The sequence below is a fragment of the Clostridium tagluense genome (assembly GCF_003865095.1).
GTDB lineage: Bacteria > Bacillota > Clostridia > Clostridiales > Clostridiaceae > Clostridium_AD > Clostridium_AD tagluense.
In genome coordinates this window covers 42521-58873 of record NZ_BHYK01000007.1, presented here as the reverse complement: position 1 = coordinate 58873, position 16353 = coordinate 42521, and the positions used below count along the sequence as shown (strand labels likewise).

General features: G+C 32.3%; 15 protein-coding genes. 2 read left to right on the top strand and 13 right to left on the bottom strand.

Translation table 11 applies throughout. From position 1 onward, the window contains the following. Window positions 1–50 precede the first annotated feature (50 nt). From Ctaglu_RS07910 to Ctaglu_RS07895, 4 genes are all read right to left on the bottom strand, one after another. Window positions 51–671, bottom strand: coding sequence for a nitroreductase family protein (locus tag Ctaglu_RS07910; RefSeq protein ID WP_124999791.1), 621 nt, complete (start codon window positions 669–671; stop codon window positions 51–53). A 194-nt stretch (window positions 672–865) separates the two neighbouring features. Further along, window positions 866–3466: an ATP-dependent chaperone ClpB gene (gene clpB, locus Ctaglu_RS07905; protein WP_124999789.1), complete on the bottom strand. Its 2601-nt coding sequence runs from the start codon at window positions 3464–3466 to the stop codon at window positions 866–868. A gap of 588 nt (window positions 3467–4054) precedes the next feature. Beyond that, the gene (locus tag Ctaglu_RS07900) at window positions 4055–4357 is read right to left on the bottom strand and encodes a hypothetical protein (RefSeq protein ID WP_124999787.1); all 303 of its coding nucleotides are present in this window, start codon (window positions 4355–4357) and stop codon (window positions 4055–4057) included. 263 nt (window positions 4358–4620) lie between these two features. After that, on the bottom strand, window positions 4621–5097 hold the full coding sequence (locus Ctaglu_RS07895; RefSeq protein ID WP_124999785.1) for a YbaK/EbsC family protein: 477 nt from the start codon (window positions 5095–5097) through the stop codon (window positions 4621–4623). Window positions 5098–5350: 253 nt separating this feature from the next. Here Ctaglu_RS07895 and Ctaglu_RS07890 point away from each other — a divergent pair, with 253 nt between their 5' ends. Continuing rightward, window positions 5351–5701 carry a helix-turn-helix domain-containing protein gene (locus tag Ctaglu_RS07890; RefSeq protein WP_307720473.1) on the top strand — a complete coding sequence of 117 codons (351 nt, stop codon included), beginning with the start codon at window positions 5351–5353 and terminating at the stop codon, window positions 5699–5701. Window positions 5702–5734: 33 nt separating this feature from the next. Continuing rightward, complete coding sequence (locus tag Ctaglu_RS07885) at window positions 5735–7243, top strand: DUF1538 domain-containing protein (protein WP_125000049.1); 1509 nt, start codon at window positions 5735–5737, stop codon at window positions 7241–7243. Between the two features lie 78 nt (window positions 7244–7321). Here the strand turns inward: Ctaglu_RS07885 and Ctaglu_RS07880 are convergent, their stop codons facing one another. The 9 genes from Ctaglu_RS07880 to Ctaglu_RS07845 form a co-directional block, all read right to left on the bottom strand. Further along, the gene (locus Ctaglu_RS07880; protein ID WP_124999782.1) at window positions 7322–8344 is read right to left on the bottom strand and encodes an aldose 1-epimerase; all 1023 of its coding nucleotides are present in this window, start codon (window positions 8342–8344) and stop codon (window positions 7322–7324) included. Window positions 8345–8371: 27 nt separating this feature from the next. Beyond that, on the bottom strand, window positions 8372–9877 hold the full coding sequence (locus Ctaglu_RS07875) for a diguanylate cyclase (protein WP_124999779.1): 1506 nt from the start codon (window positions 9875–9877) through the stop codon (window positions 8372–8374). 171 nt (window positions 9878–10048) lie between these two features. Next, window positions 10049–10615, bottom strand: coding sequence for an HD domain-containing protein (locus Ctaglu_RS07870; protein ID WP_124999777.1), 567 nt, complete (start codon window positions 10613–10615; stop codon window positions 10049–10051). A 339-nt stretch (window positions 10616–10954) separates the two neighbouring features. Further along, window positions 10955–11659 (bottom strand): MIP/aquaporin family protein, encoded by a 705-nt coding sequence (locus tag Ctaglu_RS07865; protein ID WP_124999775.1) that lies wholly within the window; start codon window positions 11657–11659, stop codon window positions 10955–10957. Window positions 11660–11704: 45 nt separating this feature from the next. Continuing rightward, window positions 11705–13195 carry a glycerol kinase GlpK gene (gene glpK / locus Ctaglu_RS07860; RefSeq protein WP_124999773.1) on the bottom strand — a complete coding sequence of 497 codons (1491 nt, stop codon included), beginning with the start codon at window positions 13193–13195 and terminating at the stop codon, window positions 11705–11707. 311 nt (window positions 13196–13506) lie between these two features. Beyond that, a complete protein-coding gene (locus Ctaglu_RS07855) occupies window positions 13507–14070 on the bottom strand; it encodes a rhomboid family intramembrane serine protease (protein ID WP_124999771.1) in 564 nt (187 codons plus the stop codon). 225 nt (window positions 14071–14295) lie between these two features. Further along, window positions 14296–14463: a hypothetical protein gene (locus Ctaglu_RS25065; protein WP_185732626.1), complete on the bottom strand. Its 168-nt coding sequence runs from the start codon at window positions 14461–14463 to the stop codon at window positions 14296–14298. A gap of 115 nt (window positions 14464–14578) precedes the next feature. Then, on the bottom strand, window positions 14579–15163 hold the full coding sequence (locus Ctaglu_RS07850) for a CDP-alcohol phosphatidyltransferase family protein (RefSeq protein WP_124999769.1): 585 nt from the start codon (window positions 15161–15163) through the stop codon (window positions 14579–14581). Between the two features lie 42 nt (window positions 15164–15205). Then, the gene (locus Ctaglu_RS07845) at window positions 15206–16342 is read right to left on the bottom strand and encodes a (Fe-S)-binding protein (protein WP_124999767.1); all 1137 of its coding nucleotides are present in this window, start codon (window positions 16340–16342) and stop codon (window positions 15206–15208) included. Window positions 16343–16353: the final 11 nt, after the last annotated feature.

The window sequence follows — 16353 nt, the reverse complement described above, 5'->3', positions numbered from 1 at the left end:
ATTGATTTATTCTTAATTTTCATTAGTTCAATAAATCCTTATATAATTAATTAATAAAATTTTACAAATTCAGCAGTAGGCTTTCTATAACCTCTTATTTTACTACTACTTTTGTCCATTTTACCCATGGTAATCATAATAACTGGCACTTCATTTTCTGGAATATTTAATAACTTACTGATTTTATCTTTATCAAAATATATCATTGGACATGTATCCCAGTCTTTATTCTTAGCTAAAAGCATAAATAACATTGCTGATATAGATGCATTCCTAATAGCTTCATCATGCTGAAAACTTTTTCCCCCATCTTCATATACATGATTAATACTATCAATTAGAATTTGATATTCAGTTTTATCTATCATTCCCAGCATCATTGACCCTTCATATATGGTTTCCGCTGATAAATAAGCATTTTTATCTCCAGTAACTATTATTGTTGCTGAAGCAGTTTTTATTTTATACTGTTTAAAAGCCGCATCATAAATTTTATCCGTTAATGATTTATCTTCTACAACATAATAATTAGCATGTTGTAAATTAAATGCAGAAGGCGCCAATGAGAGTTCTGTAAATATTTCATTAAAATCTTCTTTTGGTATTACAACATTTTCAATAAATTTGTTAGCTGATCTTCTTTCTCTTACAATTTTTAAAAACTCATTCATTATATAATCTCCTCTTTCAAAATAATTTTTGTTTTATCTAGACGCATGTCCAACCCTATTATGTTAAATAACTGTTTCGTTGTCAATTATTAATGATATCTGCAAAGAGATAAAACAAAACATAATACAAAAAATCGAGGACTAAATCGCATCTCTGCGACCTAGTTCTCAATTTTTGCTGAAACTAAACACAATTATTGAATCTTTTCTATTATAATTTGCTGATCTTTAGCATCTACCCCAATGATAGAGCCCTCACTAATATCTCCCCTGATAATTTTCTTAGCGATAGATGTTTCTAAGACATTTTCAATATATCTCTTTAGTGGACGTGCACCATAAATTGGATCATAGCCTTCCTCTGCCATAAGCTCTTTAGCACCATCAGTCACTTTCATTGATATATTTTTGTCTTTAAGCCTGTTTTTGATTTCTTCAAGGAATATATCTACTATACCTTTTATTTCTTTTGTATCTAGTGGTTTAAATAGTATAATATCATCCAATCTATTCAAAAATTCCGGTTTAAATTTTGACTTCAGCTCGCTCATAACTCTATCACGAATATATTGCTCTATACCTCCATTTTCTTTGTTTTCCAAAAGATAACTACTTCCAATGTTTGAAGTCATAATTATTATGCAGTTTTTAAAATTAACAATTTTACCTTGATTATCTGTAAGCCTTCCATCATCTAGTATCTGAAGAAATATATTAAACACATCTTCATGAGCCTTTTCTATTTCATCAAATAATATAACACTGTAAGGTTTCCTCCTAACAGCTTCCGTAAGTTGACCACCCTCTTCATAGCCTACATAACCTGGTGGAGCTCCTATAAGCCTTGACACAGAATATTTTTCCATATACTCTGACATGTCTATTCTTATTATACTTTCTTTACTATCAAATAGAGTTTTAGCTAGTGTTTTTGCAAGTTCAGTTTTTCCAACACCGGTTGGTCCAAGGAATATGAATGAACCAATAGGTCTTCTTGGGTCCTTCATGCCTGCTCTTGCACGAATAACCGCATTTGAAACCGCATTTACCGCTTCTTTTTGCCCAATTACTCTTTCTGATAACACTTCTTCAAGCCTTAGGAGTTTTTTTCTTTCTCCTTCTACCAAATTTGCTACAGGTATTCCAGTCCATTTTGATACTATCTGTGAAATTTCACTTTCTGTTACCTCTTCTTTAAGCATAGCTGTTTCATTATTTTCATGTATAACTGCTTCTTTTTCTTTTATCTGAGCTTCTAGTTTTGGAATTACTCCATATTTAAGTTCTGCCACTCTGCTTAAATCATATTCTCTTTCTGATTTTTCTATATCCCCTCTGTAGGCATCTAACTCTGCTTTTAAATTTCTAATTTCAACTATCTTAGATTTTTCTTTTTCATATTTTGCTGTCATTTCATTATCTTTATCTTTTAAATTACTTAATTCTTTCTCCAAAACCTCCAGCCTTTTCTTTGAAGCCTCATCTTTTTCTTTTGATAGTGCATTCTTTTCAATTTCTAGTTGAAATATTTTACGTTTAGTCATATCCATCTCGGTAGGCATACTATCTATTTCAGTCCTGATCATAGCGCAAGCCTCATCTATAAGATCTATTGCCTTATCTGGTAGAAATCTTGCGGTTATATATCTATCCGAAAGTTTTGCTGCGGCTACTATGGCTGAATCATGAATTCGTATCCCATGATATATTTCAAACTTTTCTTTGAGACCTCTAAGTATTGACACCGCATCTTCAACAGTTGGCTCCTCAACAATTACTGGTTGAAACCTTCGCTCTAATGCCTTATCTTTTTCTAAGTATTTTCTATATTCATCAAAAGTAGTTGCACCAATACAATGAAGACTTCCTCTGGCAAGCAGTGGTTTTATCATGTTTCCTGCATCCATGGAACCCTCTGATTTTCCTGCTCCCACTATATTATGAATTTCATCTATAAATAAAATTATTTTACCTTCACTATTTTCTACCTCTTTAAGCACTGCTTTAAGTCTTTCTTCAAACTCACCTTTAAATTTTGCCCCTGCAATAAGAGCTCCCATGTCTAAAGAAAATACTATTTTGTTTTTAAGTCCTTCTGGTACATCTCCCTTTACAATCCTTTGAGCAAGTCCCTCCACTATAGCAGTTTTGCCTACTCCAGGCTCTCCTATAAGTACAGGATTATTTTTAGTCCTTCTAGAAAGTATCCTTATAACCCGCCTAATTTCTTCATCACGTCCTATGACAGGATCTAATCTATGCTTTTTAGCTTGCTCCACAAGGTTTGAACCATATTTTACTAGAGCCTCATAAGTACCTTCTGGATCAGGATTCTCCACTCTTTGATTTCCGCGAACGGTTGAAAGTGCACTCAAAAATTCTTCTTTAGTTATATTAAATTTCTTTAAAATATCTCCGATTTCTTTAGTTTTTACATCCATAAGCCCAAGCATTACATGTTCCACACTTATAAACGAATCTTTGAATTTTTTAGCTTCATCTTCTGCACGAACAAAAACTTCCTCAAACCTTCTAGTGGCATAAACAGATGCAGTATCTGCACCACTTCCTGTAACTCTAGGCATTCGGTTTACTTCTTTGTTAATATCCTCATTGAGTTGCTTTATATTCACTCCCATTTTACTGAATATGTTAGGAATAAGCCCATCCTCTTGAGCAATAAGTGCTGCAAATAAATGTATTGTATCTATTTGCTGATGATTATTTTTTACTGCTATTAATTGAGCCTCATTTAATGATTGTTGAACCTTTACCGTTAGCTTTTCTACATCCATAAAATAACCCTCCCTTTAGTTAGAATATTTATACTATTATTATATCACTAACTAATCTATTAATGCTAGATGCTATCACCGCTACTCCTTAACCTGGACACCCAATATTTAGTAGTTTCATGTAAAAACAACAATAAAAAGCACTTACCTAAGTAAATGCTTTTTATTGTTATTTTTTAGGTTTTCTTGCTTTTACCGTCACTGTGGAAAGCTCTACAGTACTTTTTTCAACTACCTTCTTCTTTTTTTTCAACTTGTTCGGATTTTTATCTCCCATTTAGTTTCACCCCTTATCTCTTATCCATTTTTAGGTATATATATAATTTATGGATATATTTGTGTTAATAGCCTATCAAAAAAGCCACTTCCATAAAAAAGCGACTTTTAATAGTTATATTAACTTATTTTTTAACGCTCTTTGGTAATGAGTGCCAATTATTCCACTATATCACACAATTACTACTATGTCTAGCTTAACTGCCAATTGCTATTAACTTTAGTTTTACTAATTGGAATACTCAGAATAATCCCATTTACGATAATAATAACCCAATTTTATTTATGTATATTTATAATTGTTTTTGTATATTATTTAAGCATTGCCTGTGCTATTTGTATAAGTTGCTCTTTACTTAATGCTTCGAGATACCTTTGGCGTTCCGTAAATGTGCACTCTTCTAAAAGTCTTTTTTCTTTACTAGTCTTTATATAAATACCAGAAAGCGTTGAATCTTGACTACTACAATCCATGTAATGTCTTTTCCAAATGTTATAATATTTTGTTGCGATAATCTCACTATAACCTTTCTCCATTAGTTTCATAATTCCTGTTTTTCTATCTTGTTTTTCACAGCATTCACAAAGCTTATATATTTCTTCCAGCTTAATCATTTTTCTTTCCCTTCTTCCTTACACGCAAGGAACCATAAAAATAAGGTTTCCTGTTTATTTTATCCATCTATACAAAATTTCTAAGTTTATTAATAATTCCCTCCAAAAGTAAAAAGGCCCAGAACATAAATCTGAAACCTTATTTTTCCAATTAAGAATCCAAAAGAGTTTTATCTCTTATTGCTGTTATTGTTTATTTACACATGTCTACAGCTTACATTATAGCATATATTTCACTTAAATATAAGAGGACTGAACTTATGTTATTTATCTTCCCAACCTTTACCAACATCTATCCACTTCTTGTTTTGTGAATATTTATGCAGTTCCTCGCAGGTAAGCTTAATGGCTGAATTGCTACTTCCACAAGCTGGATAAACAGAAACAAATCGCTTAAGAGATTTGTCTAAAAATACAGGTATATCATTTTCTAAACCAAAGGGGCAAACTCCACCTACTGCATGTCCTGTATATTGGAGGGTTTCATCTGGGGTTAACATCTTTGCCTTAAAACCAAATTCATCCTTAAATTTTCTATTATCTGTTTTTGTATCACCTGCTGTAACTATTAGCATAGCTCCTTCTCCATTTTTAAAACAAATAGTCTTAGCAATTCTTGCAGGTTCTACACCTATTGATTGGGCTGCAAGTTCAACCGTAGCACTTGATGTTACAAATTCTAAAATATCTTTATCTTTGCCCCATTTTTTAAAATACTCTTGAACACTACCTATAGCCATAATTCATCATCCTTTCACTTTATTGTATGGTTTTAAATTTAACCTATGTTATTCTTTAATCCTATTATAGTCTATATTCATTAATATTATTGAACAATTCACTATAACCCTTCTTTGCACTTTTTTATTAAATATATGCTTTATTAATTTTTCCGAATAACTTGTAACCTATTGGCACCAAATTCTAATAGTATTGTTGCCTTAAGGTTACAAGAATGTTATACTATATATATATTATATAAACGGAGGTATTATGTTGAGCGATATTGGGAAATTTATTCTTGAGCATAGAACTGCAAGAAACTTATCTAGTCGTAAGCTAGCTTTAATGGCAAACATAAGTCATACTGAGATACATAGACTTGAAAATGGAGAAAGAAAGAATCCCTCACCACTGGTATTAAAATACATAGCTAATGCTCTAGATTTACCCTATGAAGATATTATGAGAGCTGCAGGTTATATGGATATTGCCTCTCCTTCTTCCGCTACTTCTACACGTCTTTCTGGCATTGATGATTTAACAGACCAAGAGATAGCAGAAGTAAATAATTTTATTGAATTTTTACGTAATAAACGAAATAAGCAACAATCTAAATTCTAGTTTTTAAACTTTATGAATGGACGTGATGTATATTTGAATATCCTTATTAAAAAATTTAAAGAAGTTTTATTTTCTGTACTCCCTATTACTTTAATAGTATTATTATTGAATTTTACAATCATTCCTCTTGAAACACATCTAATACTTAGATTTCTATTAGGTACCATTTTTATAGTATTTGGATTATCTGTATTTTTATTTGGTGTTGATATTGGAGTTACTCCTATTGGTACATTAATGGGCAATTCTCTTGCTAAAACCAATAAAATAATTGTCTTGTGTATTTCTGGATTAATACTAGGTTTTTTTATTACAATTGCTGAACCTGATTTACATATTCTTGCTGGTCAAGTTAGTGCTGTTACATCAGGAGTAATAACTAAACTTTCAATTTTAGTTATTGTATCCATAGGAATTGCGATTATGTTATCTGTAGGTTTATTACGAATAGTTTATAATAAATCATTACATAAAATGTTAACTATAATATATTTGGTTATTTTTGCACTATCTTTATTCACCTCTTCCGAGTTTTTAGCAATATCATTCGATGCCTCAGGTGCTACTACCGGCGCAATGACCGTTCCATTTATATTAGCTCTTGCCTTAGGCGTATCTTCATTAAAAAAAGATGGAATAGCCTCTGAAGAAGATAGTTTTGGACTGGTAGCCATTGCCTCTACAGGTGCTATTTTATCCGTTATTATTATGAGCATTATATCAACATCTGATAAAGTTACTGGTTCCCTAACAAATAGTGCTTTAGGCTCAACCTCTATTATAAATCCATTTATTGAAATATTACCAGCCAAGATAGTTGAAGTTTTTTTCACTTTACTTCCATTATTATTATTGTTTTTTATATTCAATAAAATATCATTTAAGCTTTCAAAAAAATCATTTTCAAATATATTAAAAGGTCTTTTATATTCTTATATTGGATTGGTCTTATTTTTAACAGGAGTAAATGCTGGTTTTATAGAGATTGGAAGGGTAGTAGGATACAGTGTTGCTTCCTTAAATAGTAATTGGATTCTTATCCTTGTGGGGTTTATACTTGGATTAGTAGTAATATTAGCCGAGCCAGCTGTTCATGTACTCACGGATCAGATAGAAGCTGTAACCCATGGACATATAAAAAAGAATGTAGTAATTTTAACTCTTTCTATAGGCGTTGCCTTTGCAGTAGCATTATCAATGTTAAGAATAATTATACCTGAAATTCAGTTGTGGCATTTCCTTTTACCAGGATACACAATTTCAGTTATTATGTCATACTTTGTACCGAAGCTATTCGTAGGAATAGCATTTGACTCTGGAGGTGTTGCTTCTGGACCAATGACAGCCACTTTCATTTTAGCTTTTGCACAAGGCGCTGCTGACTCCATTGAAGGAGCCAACGTATTAATTGATGGATTTGGTATAATTGCCATGGTGGCTTTAACTCCATTAATCGCTTTGCAAGTTTTAGGTTTAATCTCTAAAAACAAAGGCAAAAAAGCAAGTACAAATGCAAAACAATCAAAAATCGAGACAAATTAGCATATAAAGTAGCTTTTGCTATGATTTTGCTTAAATTTAAAAATGCACAGTTATTATCTGTGCATTTTTAAATTTAACTTATAAGTCTTCTATATATATCCTGCATTCCTCTCTCCAGGTCTCATTAGGGCGTAAGGTTTTAAATCCAGTTACGCTATCTTCTAAATTAATGTTTGGAGCATTTATTGCACAAGTTTGAGGCTCTACACAAACATAATTACTGCCCCCCAAATCATTCCAGATAACCATATGCTTGTAATCATTACCCATTTCATAAATTAGTCTTATTCCTTTAGAAGTATCCTCAATTATAGCTCCATGAAATTCTTTCCCATTTATATTTATATTTTTCATTATATAATGAGATTCTAGTTCCTTATCTAGTGGGTTTATACCCTTATTTACATATTGCTTCTCATCTTCAGTTAGCTCTAAAATTTTTCCTGTAGGTAAGTTTCGCGCATCTTGTTCCCACCTCTTATCTATTGATGCTATTAGTCTATAATCTTTCTCCACACTTTTTGGGTGAAAAGGTATGTTAAAAGCTGTGTGAAATCCTATTCCCATTGGCATTTTCTCATTGCTTAAATTAATAATACTTATTGTTTGCCTTAACCCACTACTTGAAAGATTATAAACTAATTTAAACTGAAATTCTTGAGGGAAGTACTTATAAAATTCATGTTCTTTGTTAAAATCAAAAACAGCCTCTATTTCAACTTTTTCTCCCTGAATAATTTCACTTCTAGATATTTTCCATTTTTCATTTTTAATAAAACCATGAATATAATTATTAAGTTTAGTCTCATTTATTGGAAATTTATATGTTTTATCTTCCACTTTAAAGGTTCCATCTTCTATTCTATTTGGTGGAAATAATACTGGCAACCCATAAACTTGAGGCGCTGCCTTAAAGACTTCAAAATCCAAATTGTTCACAGGAGTTCTAAGCAAGCTTAAGCCTCTTATAGAGTCCTTTAATTCTATGATATTAGCTCCAACATCGATTATCATTAATGCTTCATAGCCCCCTGCCGAAAAGCGTATAGATTTATAACCTTTCCATATTTCTTCTTTTATTCTTGCAAGTTCATTTGCCATATTTACCATCTCCAATTTTATTTAAGACTATGTTTGTGTCTTTTTTCTTTTCTTCTCTTCATACATGATATTGTCCGCTTTTGCAATCAAGTCATCCGATGTTGTATTTTCCTTTGAGAAAAAATTTACCGTACCAATGCTTACACCCATATTATAGGGTTTCTCAAATTCATTTTGCTTTCGTTCTATGGAATTATTAATTCTTTCAATAATCATTGTGGACTTGTCCTCATCACAATTATTGAAAATGATGACTATTTCATCTCCACCATATCTAAATGCAAAATCATCTTGTCTCAGGTTTGCCTTAATGGCTTCCCCAACGGCAATAATGTACCAGTCACCTTCTTCATGCCCATAAGTATCATTAACATACTTAAGTGAATCAATATCACAAAAGGAAACAGCAATACTCCGCATTTCCATCTTAGATCTTTCAACTGCATTATCCATGATGATTCTACCAGAACGTCGATTTAAAAGTCCTGTTAATTCGTCCATAGTGGCATATTTTTTAAGGATTGCTTCTGAGTGTTTTTGCTTTGAAATATCCATCATACTGAGGATCATAGCTTGCGTGTTATGATAATAAATGTTGTTGGCAGAAACCAGCACTGCTTTTACGGAGTCCCCAGAAGTAATCATAGCTTCCTCATGAGCAAAGGCTTCACCCTCTACTATTTTCCTTACCAGGTCGCCATGATTTTCTAGATTGTTTTCAAAATATTTCAAGAGATAATCAGAGTCGTCGTACACACTAGAATTATTAGTAAACCGCTTGGCCAGAGAATTCATTTGCAATACTTTAAGGTCAGGCAACCTCATTAAAAACAATGCTGTAGGTGCAATCTCAAAAATCCTTTGAATATTGTCTTGTTTTTCACTTATTTCCTTAAAGGTATTGTCAATGCTTCGTTCTGCTGGCAAGAAAATAAATTTGACTTCTAGTACCAGCACCATAAAAGTAAAGATCATAAGAAAGATTTCAGTAGTTCGAATAACTGATATTTTGTTTTTAGCTTCATCATTATACTGAAAAACGATGGAGTCCATGAGATGCAAAAAAGATTGCTCATTGTCTTTTATTACCCCCAAATTATAAGTAATATCTAGTTCGTTTTTATCACCTTGGACCATTATGTCTTTTGCAGCTTTTAAAATTTTCTGATAAAAGAAATCTACCTTATAGAAACGTGACACAATGTCAGTACTGTTGCGACCTGGAAGACCTAATTCCTTATCTCCATATAAGAGACCATTTTGAGAACGTTCCCATAAAGCCACGGAATTCTTGAGTTCGTCTAGGTAATGAGTTCTTTCGGCTTCATCTTTAGCCTGGTTAAATGCGAATGCACACTTACTAATACGTTGGCTAATCATCCGTTGCCTTCCAGCTATATTAATCACCGTAGAATCTCCTGATTTCAACTGTATGCTAAACTGTATGACAAACTGGCTAAGCAAAACCAAAAATGCAATGATAGAAAGAGCCACGATGTATCTTTTCCGAAGAATATTTCCAATTTTAGGCATAGAAATCTCTCCTTGTTCTTATTTTTAATATTTACCACCATTATATATTACAAAATATGCTTTTCTAATATATATAATTTTGAATTATTTTTAATACAAATGAAAAAAACCAGTTGTGGTACTTTTCACACCCTAACCGGATTTTTTATCCTATTCAATTACCTTATGACCTTACAAACCAAGCTTATCAGAAATTTTCAACATGGCATTTAAAGAAAGTTCTGCAAATTCTTCGAAGGGAATTCCTAAATTCACAATGGAATACATGGCTTCTCTATTGGCACCAGCAGCAAATCTTGTGTTCTTCATTCTTTTTACTATAGATTTTACTTTTACATTTGAGAGTTTTTTATCTGGATAGGCAAGCGCAATAGCTGTAATAAATCCAGTTATAGGGTCGCCAGCATAAGCTGCTGCATCCATTTTACTTACTATCTTTGTTCCATTTAACTGGTTATGTGCACATATTGCATGGTATATGCGTTCATTACCAAAACCTTCTGCTTTTAATATCTCTACTGCAGTGGGGCCATGTAGTTCTGGATTTTTAAGCCAATCTATGGTTGTTTCATCTAAGTCATGCAATAGACCTGTTATTTCCCACTCGCTTTTGTTTTCAGGTTCTAATTTTTCAGCTAAAGCACCCATTACAGCTTCAACAGCATAACAATGAATGATTAATTTATCATTCTTCAAATGTTTAAGTAAAAGTTCTTCTGCCTTATCTCTGTCGCTCATGTTTATCATCCTTTCTTCTATGATTTTTTAATACATTATATCACTAAATTTGCCTTTTTTCATTGTTTATTCTATGTTCTACTTATTTTTTCCTAGAAGAAATTTTGAATTCCCTCCAAACTTAGTGATCTAAGGTTTTTCTAAATTTAATTGTCTTGCTATGGAACATCTTATACGCACACTCCAATAATTATTACATCAAACATTAATAAGGCTCTTTTTTTAAAAAAAGAGCCTTAATTCAAGGTCATTTACACCTTAAATTAAGACTTTCCTAACTCTACCTCTTATTCTCTATCTAATTCTCCATTGCCTATTTTATTCTTACAATTGTATTATTTAAAATACAGCTACAAATGTCAATGCCGCTACTATTCCTCCACAAATTGGAGCTATTACTGGTATCCAAGCATATTTCCAATCTGAATCTCCCTTACCTGCTATAGGTAAAATAGCATGAGCTATACGTGGTCCTAAATCTCTTGCAGGATTAATTGCATAACCAGTGGTTCCACCTAGTGAAAGGCCTATAACTAAAATAATAAGAGCTACTACAAATGGTCCAAAACCATCTGCCATTTTCGTATTACCTACTCCTAAAATACCAAATACTAATACAAATGTCCCAATAAATTCTGATATAAAATTTGCTGGTGTGTTACGAATTGCTGGTGCTGTACAAAATACTCCAAGTTTTAGACCCTTGTCTTTCGTTTCTGCCCAGTGTGGTAAATAATGCAACCAAACTAGCGTTGCTCCGAGTATCGCTCCAATCATCTGTGCAATTATATACATTGGAACATCTGCCCATGCAAATTTTCCAATTGCAGCAAATCCTAAAGTAACAGCCGGATTGAAATGTCCTCCACTTATTGGTCCAAAAATATAAGCAGATATACCAACAGCTAAAGCCCATCCCCATGTAATAACGATGTGCCCTGAATTTTGAGCTTTACTTTTGCTTAATAAAACACCTGCTACGACTCCATCTCCTAAAAGAATCAAAAGTGCAGTACCTAAAAGTTCCGCCATAAAATGTGACATTATATATACCCCCTATTCATATTTTTTATTATTTACTAGCTCTTACTATTCGAAATTCCCAGCTGATCTCTTAACAGCTGTATGCCAGCCCTTTAATAAATCCTCCCTCTTTTCTACTGTCATATTTGCTGTAAATGTTCTTGATATAGCCCAGTTTTCTGCTACTTCACCTTTGCTTTTCCAATATCCTACTGCAAGTCCTGCAAGATAAGCTGCACCTAGCGCAGTAGTTTCAATAACTTCTGGTCTATCTACTTGAACTCCTAAAATATCAGATTGGAACTGCATTAAGAAATTATTTGCACAAGCTCCTCCGTCTACTTTTAGGGCTTTAAGTGTAATTCCAGAATCTTCTTGCATTGCTTTTAAAACATCATTTGTTTGGTATGCAAGGGCTTCGAGAGTCGCTCTTATTAAATGTTCCTTCTTTGCTCCCCTTGTAAGACCTACTATTGTTCCTCTTGCGTAAGGATCCCAATAGGGTGCTCCAAGTCCAACAAAAGCAGGAACTACATATACTCCATTTGTATCTTCTACTGCTTTAGCATATTCTTCAGAATCAGCAGCATTATTAATCATTCTAAGCTCATCTCTTAACCATTGTATTGCAGCTCCTGCTATAAATACGCTGCCTTCAAGCGCATACTCTACTTTGTCGTCTATTCCCCAAGCAATAGTAGTAAGTAATCCCTTTGTGGATTCAATTGCTTTTTCTCCTGTATTCATAAGCATAAAGCATCCTGTACCATAAGTGTTTTTAGCTGTTCCTGGTTCATAACAAGTTTGTCCAAACAATGCTGCTTGTTGATCTCCTGCAGCGCCTGCAATAGGTATTTCTCCTCCAAACAAGGTCACATCTGTATGTCCATAAACACAACTTGAAGGTTTAACTTCTGGAAGCATTGATTTTGGTATGTTTAATGTTTCTAAAATTTCTTCATCCCATTTTAATTCATGAATGTTAAAAAGTAATGTTCTTGAAGCATTAGAATAGTCTGTTACATAGGTTTTTCCTTTTGTTAAATTCCAGATTAACCATGTATCTATGTTACCAAATAATAAATTACCGGCCTGCGCCTCTGCTCTAGCTCCCTCTACATTGTCTAATATCCATTTTATTTTTGTCCCAGAAAAGTAAGCATCTAAAATTAATCCTGTTTTAGCTCTAACAACTTTATCAAAGCCTTTTTCTCTTAATTCATCACAAGTACCAGAGGTTCTTCTGCATTGCCATACAATTGCGTTATATACTGGAACCCCCGTTCGCCTGTCCCAAACCACAGTTGTTTCTCTTTGATTTGTAATACCTATTGCTGCTATGTCAGACGCCGTAGCGTTGATTTTGGCCATGGCTTCTGTTGCAACGCTAATTTGACTTGACCAAATTTCCATTGGATCGTGTTCTACCCAGCCTGCTTTTGGGTAAATCTGAGTAAATTCCTTTTGAGCAGATGTTACGATAAGTCCTTTTTTATCAAATAATATACATCTTGAACTGGTTGTCCCCTGATCTAGAGCCATTACATACTTAGCCATTAACAACACCCCTTTTTTTAATTAATCTCATTGAAACGTTTACATTGTATAAAAAAACCGCATCTAATAAAGCATAACACTTTATAATAATGCGGCTCATTTTCTCTGCCATTTATTATATATCACTATATTTAGTTGTATTATTATTGGAATCTTTTTTCACCTGTTCTTACATTTCACTTTACAATATTTATATGTATGAAGTAATCCCATTATTCTTATTTACTAAAATTTATTTTAGGTATAATTGCCCTAAAAAAAATAGCAAAACCTTATTACAAGTTTTTGCTATCATCTTTCTATATATCTTCTTAATGTTTAATCTTAAAGGCAAATAGTGCCCCAAAGCTTCCACCAATAATATGTGCAAGTTGAGAGATATTATCTTGGCTAAAAGCACCTCCAAAAATTTCCCTACCAACGAATACAAAAAACACAATTATTAAAGTCAGTGGAATTTTTCCTTTTTCAGCATTTGTAAAGGAGCTTAGAATAATAAACATATAAACAATACCGCTGGCACCCAAAAGAGCATTACCAGAAAAAATTATGTGTATTATGCCAGTAGCAAAAGCTGTTACTAATATTAATCTCACTAAAACTTTTGAACCATATTTTTCTTCTAACATAGGTCCTGTTATTAAAATTATTATGAAATTTCCTGAAAAATGAGCCCAATTAGCATGACCTAATACATAAGAAAAAAGTCTTACATATTGAAGTGGATCCAAAAAAGAGGTTCTATAATTTGAAAAAAGAAAGGAAGTCAAAGTACCATTTGTTAAATAACCTAGTAAATAGCTGGCAAGGGCTAAAAAAGTAAAAGTTAATATCACTGGTGAATTGTATTGTATTTTCTTTAATTTTGTAATCATTATATTTCCCCCATTTGAATTCATAATAAAAGAGTAATTTAAATTACTCTTTTATTATGAATATACTATTTAAATAAGTCAATAAGCAAGCTAAGTCATTCGGCCTTAATATTTCCAATTTTGCATGTATTCTTAAGACAATTAATACCCTAGAAGCTTAAAATCTCCTAGGGTATTTTATAAAGCAAATTTATTTTGTTATATCTATAAAATATAAATTAATCACTAATCATTTATATAATCTGAAATATTTAAATTATATTCCTTTGCCAATTTAAGAAGGTCCGTCTCACTTGTACTTTCTACAGTCACAACTGGTGACTTAATTCCTAATGTACCTACTTTATCCAATAAATCTTTTTTTAATTTTTTATAATCTATTTTATTCACCATCCTTCCAATTTACTCTTTTTACAATTTTATTTCTTTTATTATTAATAATATTCAATTACCTTAAATAATATATTCTATAATAAATGCTCAATCCCTTTATTTTTCGACAAATATTTTATTTTAAAATTCTTCTAGCCTCTATCAACCTCTGAAGTGCAGTTATTACAATTACTATTGAGAATATACCCGTTACTAATTGAAGATGCGCAGGTATCAAAATCATTAGGGTAAAAAATATGAACCCTTCTGTACGCTCTGCAACTCCCGCTTGGTAATAGAAAGATTTACTTCCCTTATTTTGAGAAAGTGCACCTACTGTTAAAAAAACAGTCATAGATAATACTATTGCAGCTGTTAAAAACAATAACTGCATCCTAGACTGCGGCTCTTTCAAGGCCATTGCTAAAATAATCCCCAGTTCAACTAACCGATCAAAAGTTATATCCATAAGTGTTCCCCAAGGAGTTGAAGTGTTACTAACTCTTGCCATTTCACCATCTACAGCATCAAGAAAACCTGATACCCATAAAAGTGTAACTGCAATTAAAGGCTTATCTGCATAAATAAATGCAAAGGGTAATAAGCCAATTATAAAGGCTATAATGGTTATGCTATTCGCTGTCATATTTAAGCTTAAAAAAATATTAGCTGCACCCTTAAAAAGTGGACTTATATATTTCCTACCGTGAGTGTCTAACATTTTTATCAACCCTTTCTACTTTATAAATACTATTAGAGGTCGTTAAAGTTTTTGAATTCTTCTTTTACCTTTATACCTATTCATCCACTTTTCAGCAGTATTACTTTTTTTCTGCTGAAAAATAAGATTTGAAAACATCTCTTCATTAAACATCAAATCCAATAAATGCACAGCATTTTTTTCTCCTGTTGACAAAGATTCCGCGCAAGTTTGGCAGTAAGTTAATATATGGTCTGAGGGAGCATCTGCTGCTCTTTTACTCATATGCTCTGTTGCAAGCTTGTTATTAGTTACTCCTACCATAGCACCTGCTCCACAACATACTGTTTGCCCTTTGGAAAATTTAAATTCTTCCATTTTAATCCCCATTTTTTTTATAATTTCTCGAACTGCGCCCTGCGTATTGCCTTCATATCTTGTTGGGCACGGATCATGAAGACTAAATTTAATATCTACATTGTCATATTTATTTAGCAAACCGTCAGGGATAATACTTTCATTGATTTTCTCCCAAACCGTAGTAATTTTCAAATTAGGGCTATTCTTTTTTATACTTATAAAACAATTGGGACAAGTTGTAATTATTTCAGCTACCTTTAACTTTTGAATCTCATGGTCAAGTTGAGAATAATATTGTTTAAACCCCTTCTCATCTCCCATAGTATGAGTTGGATTCCCACAACATTTCAAAATAATTTTTATTCCTGGCATAATATTTTGAAGATACTTATAAGTTTTCATAACCATTTCAGGACTATAAGACATAAGACTACATCCTGGAATAAATGCAGTTGAACTAACATCTTCTACTCCTTTTGAACTGGCTGAAAAAAATCTTGAAAAACTATTTTTCTGATGAAATTTTACTACCTTATACCCTAATGGCATTATAACTTTTTTATGATTTTTAAAAGCATATCTTCGTAATTCTAAATAAAGCTCCTTTTGATTAATATCCCTGGGACATACCTCACTGCATAAATTGCATAGGTTGCAAGAATAGGGTATTTTTATATCTATTTCACGGTCTCTTATTATTTTACTGAAAAGTTCTTTAGGAGAGGAGCAATATTCATCTAACATTATACAATTTTCCATACACTTCTTGCAAGCAATACATTCCTTTGACATGGTATCTACTCGCTTTAAGATATCCTCACTTAAACTAATTTTCCTCATAGATAATCATC

Coding starts and splice junctions, on each gene's coding strand:
- Ctaglu_RS07910 (WP_124999791.1), bottom strand. CDS start 671: ATGAATGAGTTTTTAAAAATTGTAAGAGAAAGAAGATCAGCTAACAAA.
- clpB (WP_124999789.1), bottom strand. CDS start 3,466: ATGGATGTAGAAAAGCTAACGGTAAAGGTTCAACAATCATTAAATGAG.
- Ctaglu_RS07900 (WP_124999787.1), bottom strand. CDS start 4,357: ATGATTAAGCTGGAAGAAATATATAAGCTTTGTGAATGCTGTGAAAAA.
- Ctaglu_RS07895 (WP_124999785.1), bottom strand. CDS start 5,097: ATGGCTATAGGTAGTGTTCAAGAGTATTTTAAAAAATGGGGCAAAGAT.
- Ctaglu_RS07890 (WP_307720473.1), top strand. CDS start 5,351: ATGTTGAGCGATATTGGGAAATTTATTCTTGAGCATAGAACTGCAAGA.
- Ctaglu_RS07880 (WP_124999782.1), bottom strand. CDS start 8,344: ATGGCAAATGAACTTGCAAGAATAAAAGAAGAAATATGGAAAGGTTAT.
- Ctaglu_RS07875 (WP_124999779.1), bottom strand. CDS start 9,877: ATGCCTAAAATTGGAAATATTCTTCGGAAAAGATACATCGTGGCTCTT.
- Ctaglu_RS07870 (WP_124999777.1), bottom strand. CDS start 10,615: ATGAGCGACAGAGATAAGGCAGAAGAACTTTTACTTAAACATTTGAAG.
- Ctaglu_RS07865 (WP_124999775.1), bottom strand. CDS start 11,659: ATGTCACATTTTATGGCGGAACTTTTAGGTACTGCACTTTTGATTCTT.
- glpK (WP_124999773.1), bottom strand. CDS start 13,195: ATGGCTAAGTATGTAATGGCTCTAGATCAGGGGACAACCAGTTCAAGA.
- Ctaglu_RS07855 (WP_124999771.1), bottom strand. CDS start 14,070: ATGATTACAAAATTAAAGAAAATACAATACAATTCACCAGTGATATTA.
- Ctaglu_RS25065 (WP_185732626.1), bottom strand. CDS start 14,463: ATGGTGAATAAAATAGATTATAAAAAATTAAAAAAAGATTTATTGGAT.
- Ctaglu_RS07850 (WP_124999769.1), bottom strand. CDS start 15,163: ATGTTAGACACTCACGGTAGGAAATATATAAGTCCACTTTTTAAGGGT.
- Ctaglu_RS07845 (WP_124999767.1), bottom strand. CDS start 16,342: ATGAGGAAAATTAGTTTAAGTGAGGATATCTTAAAGCGAGTAGATACC.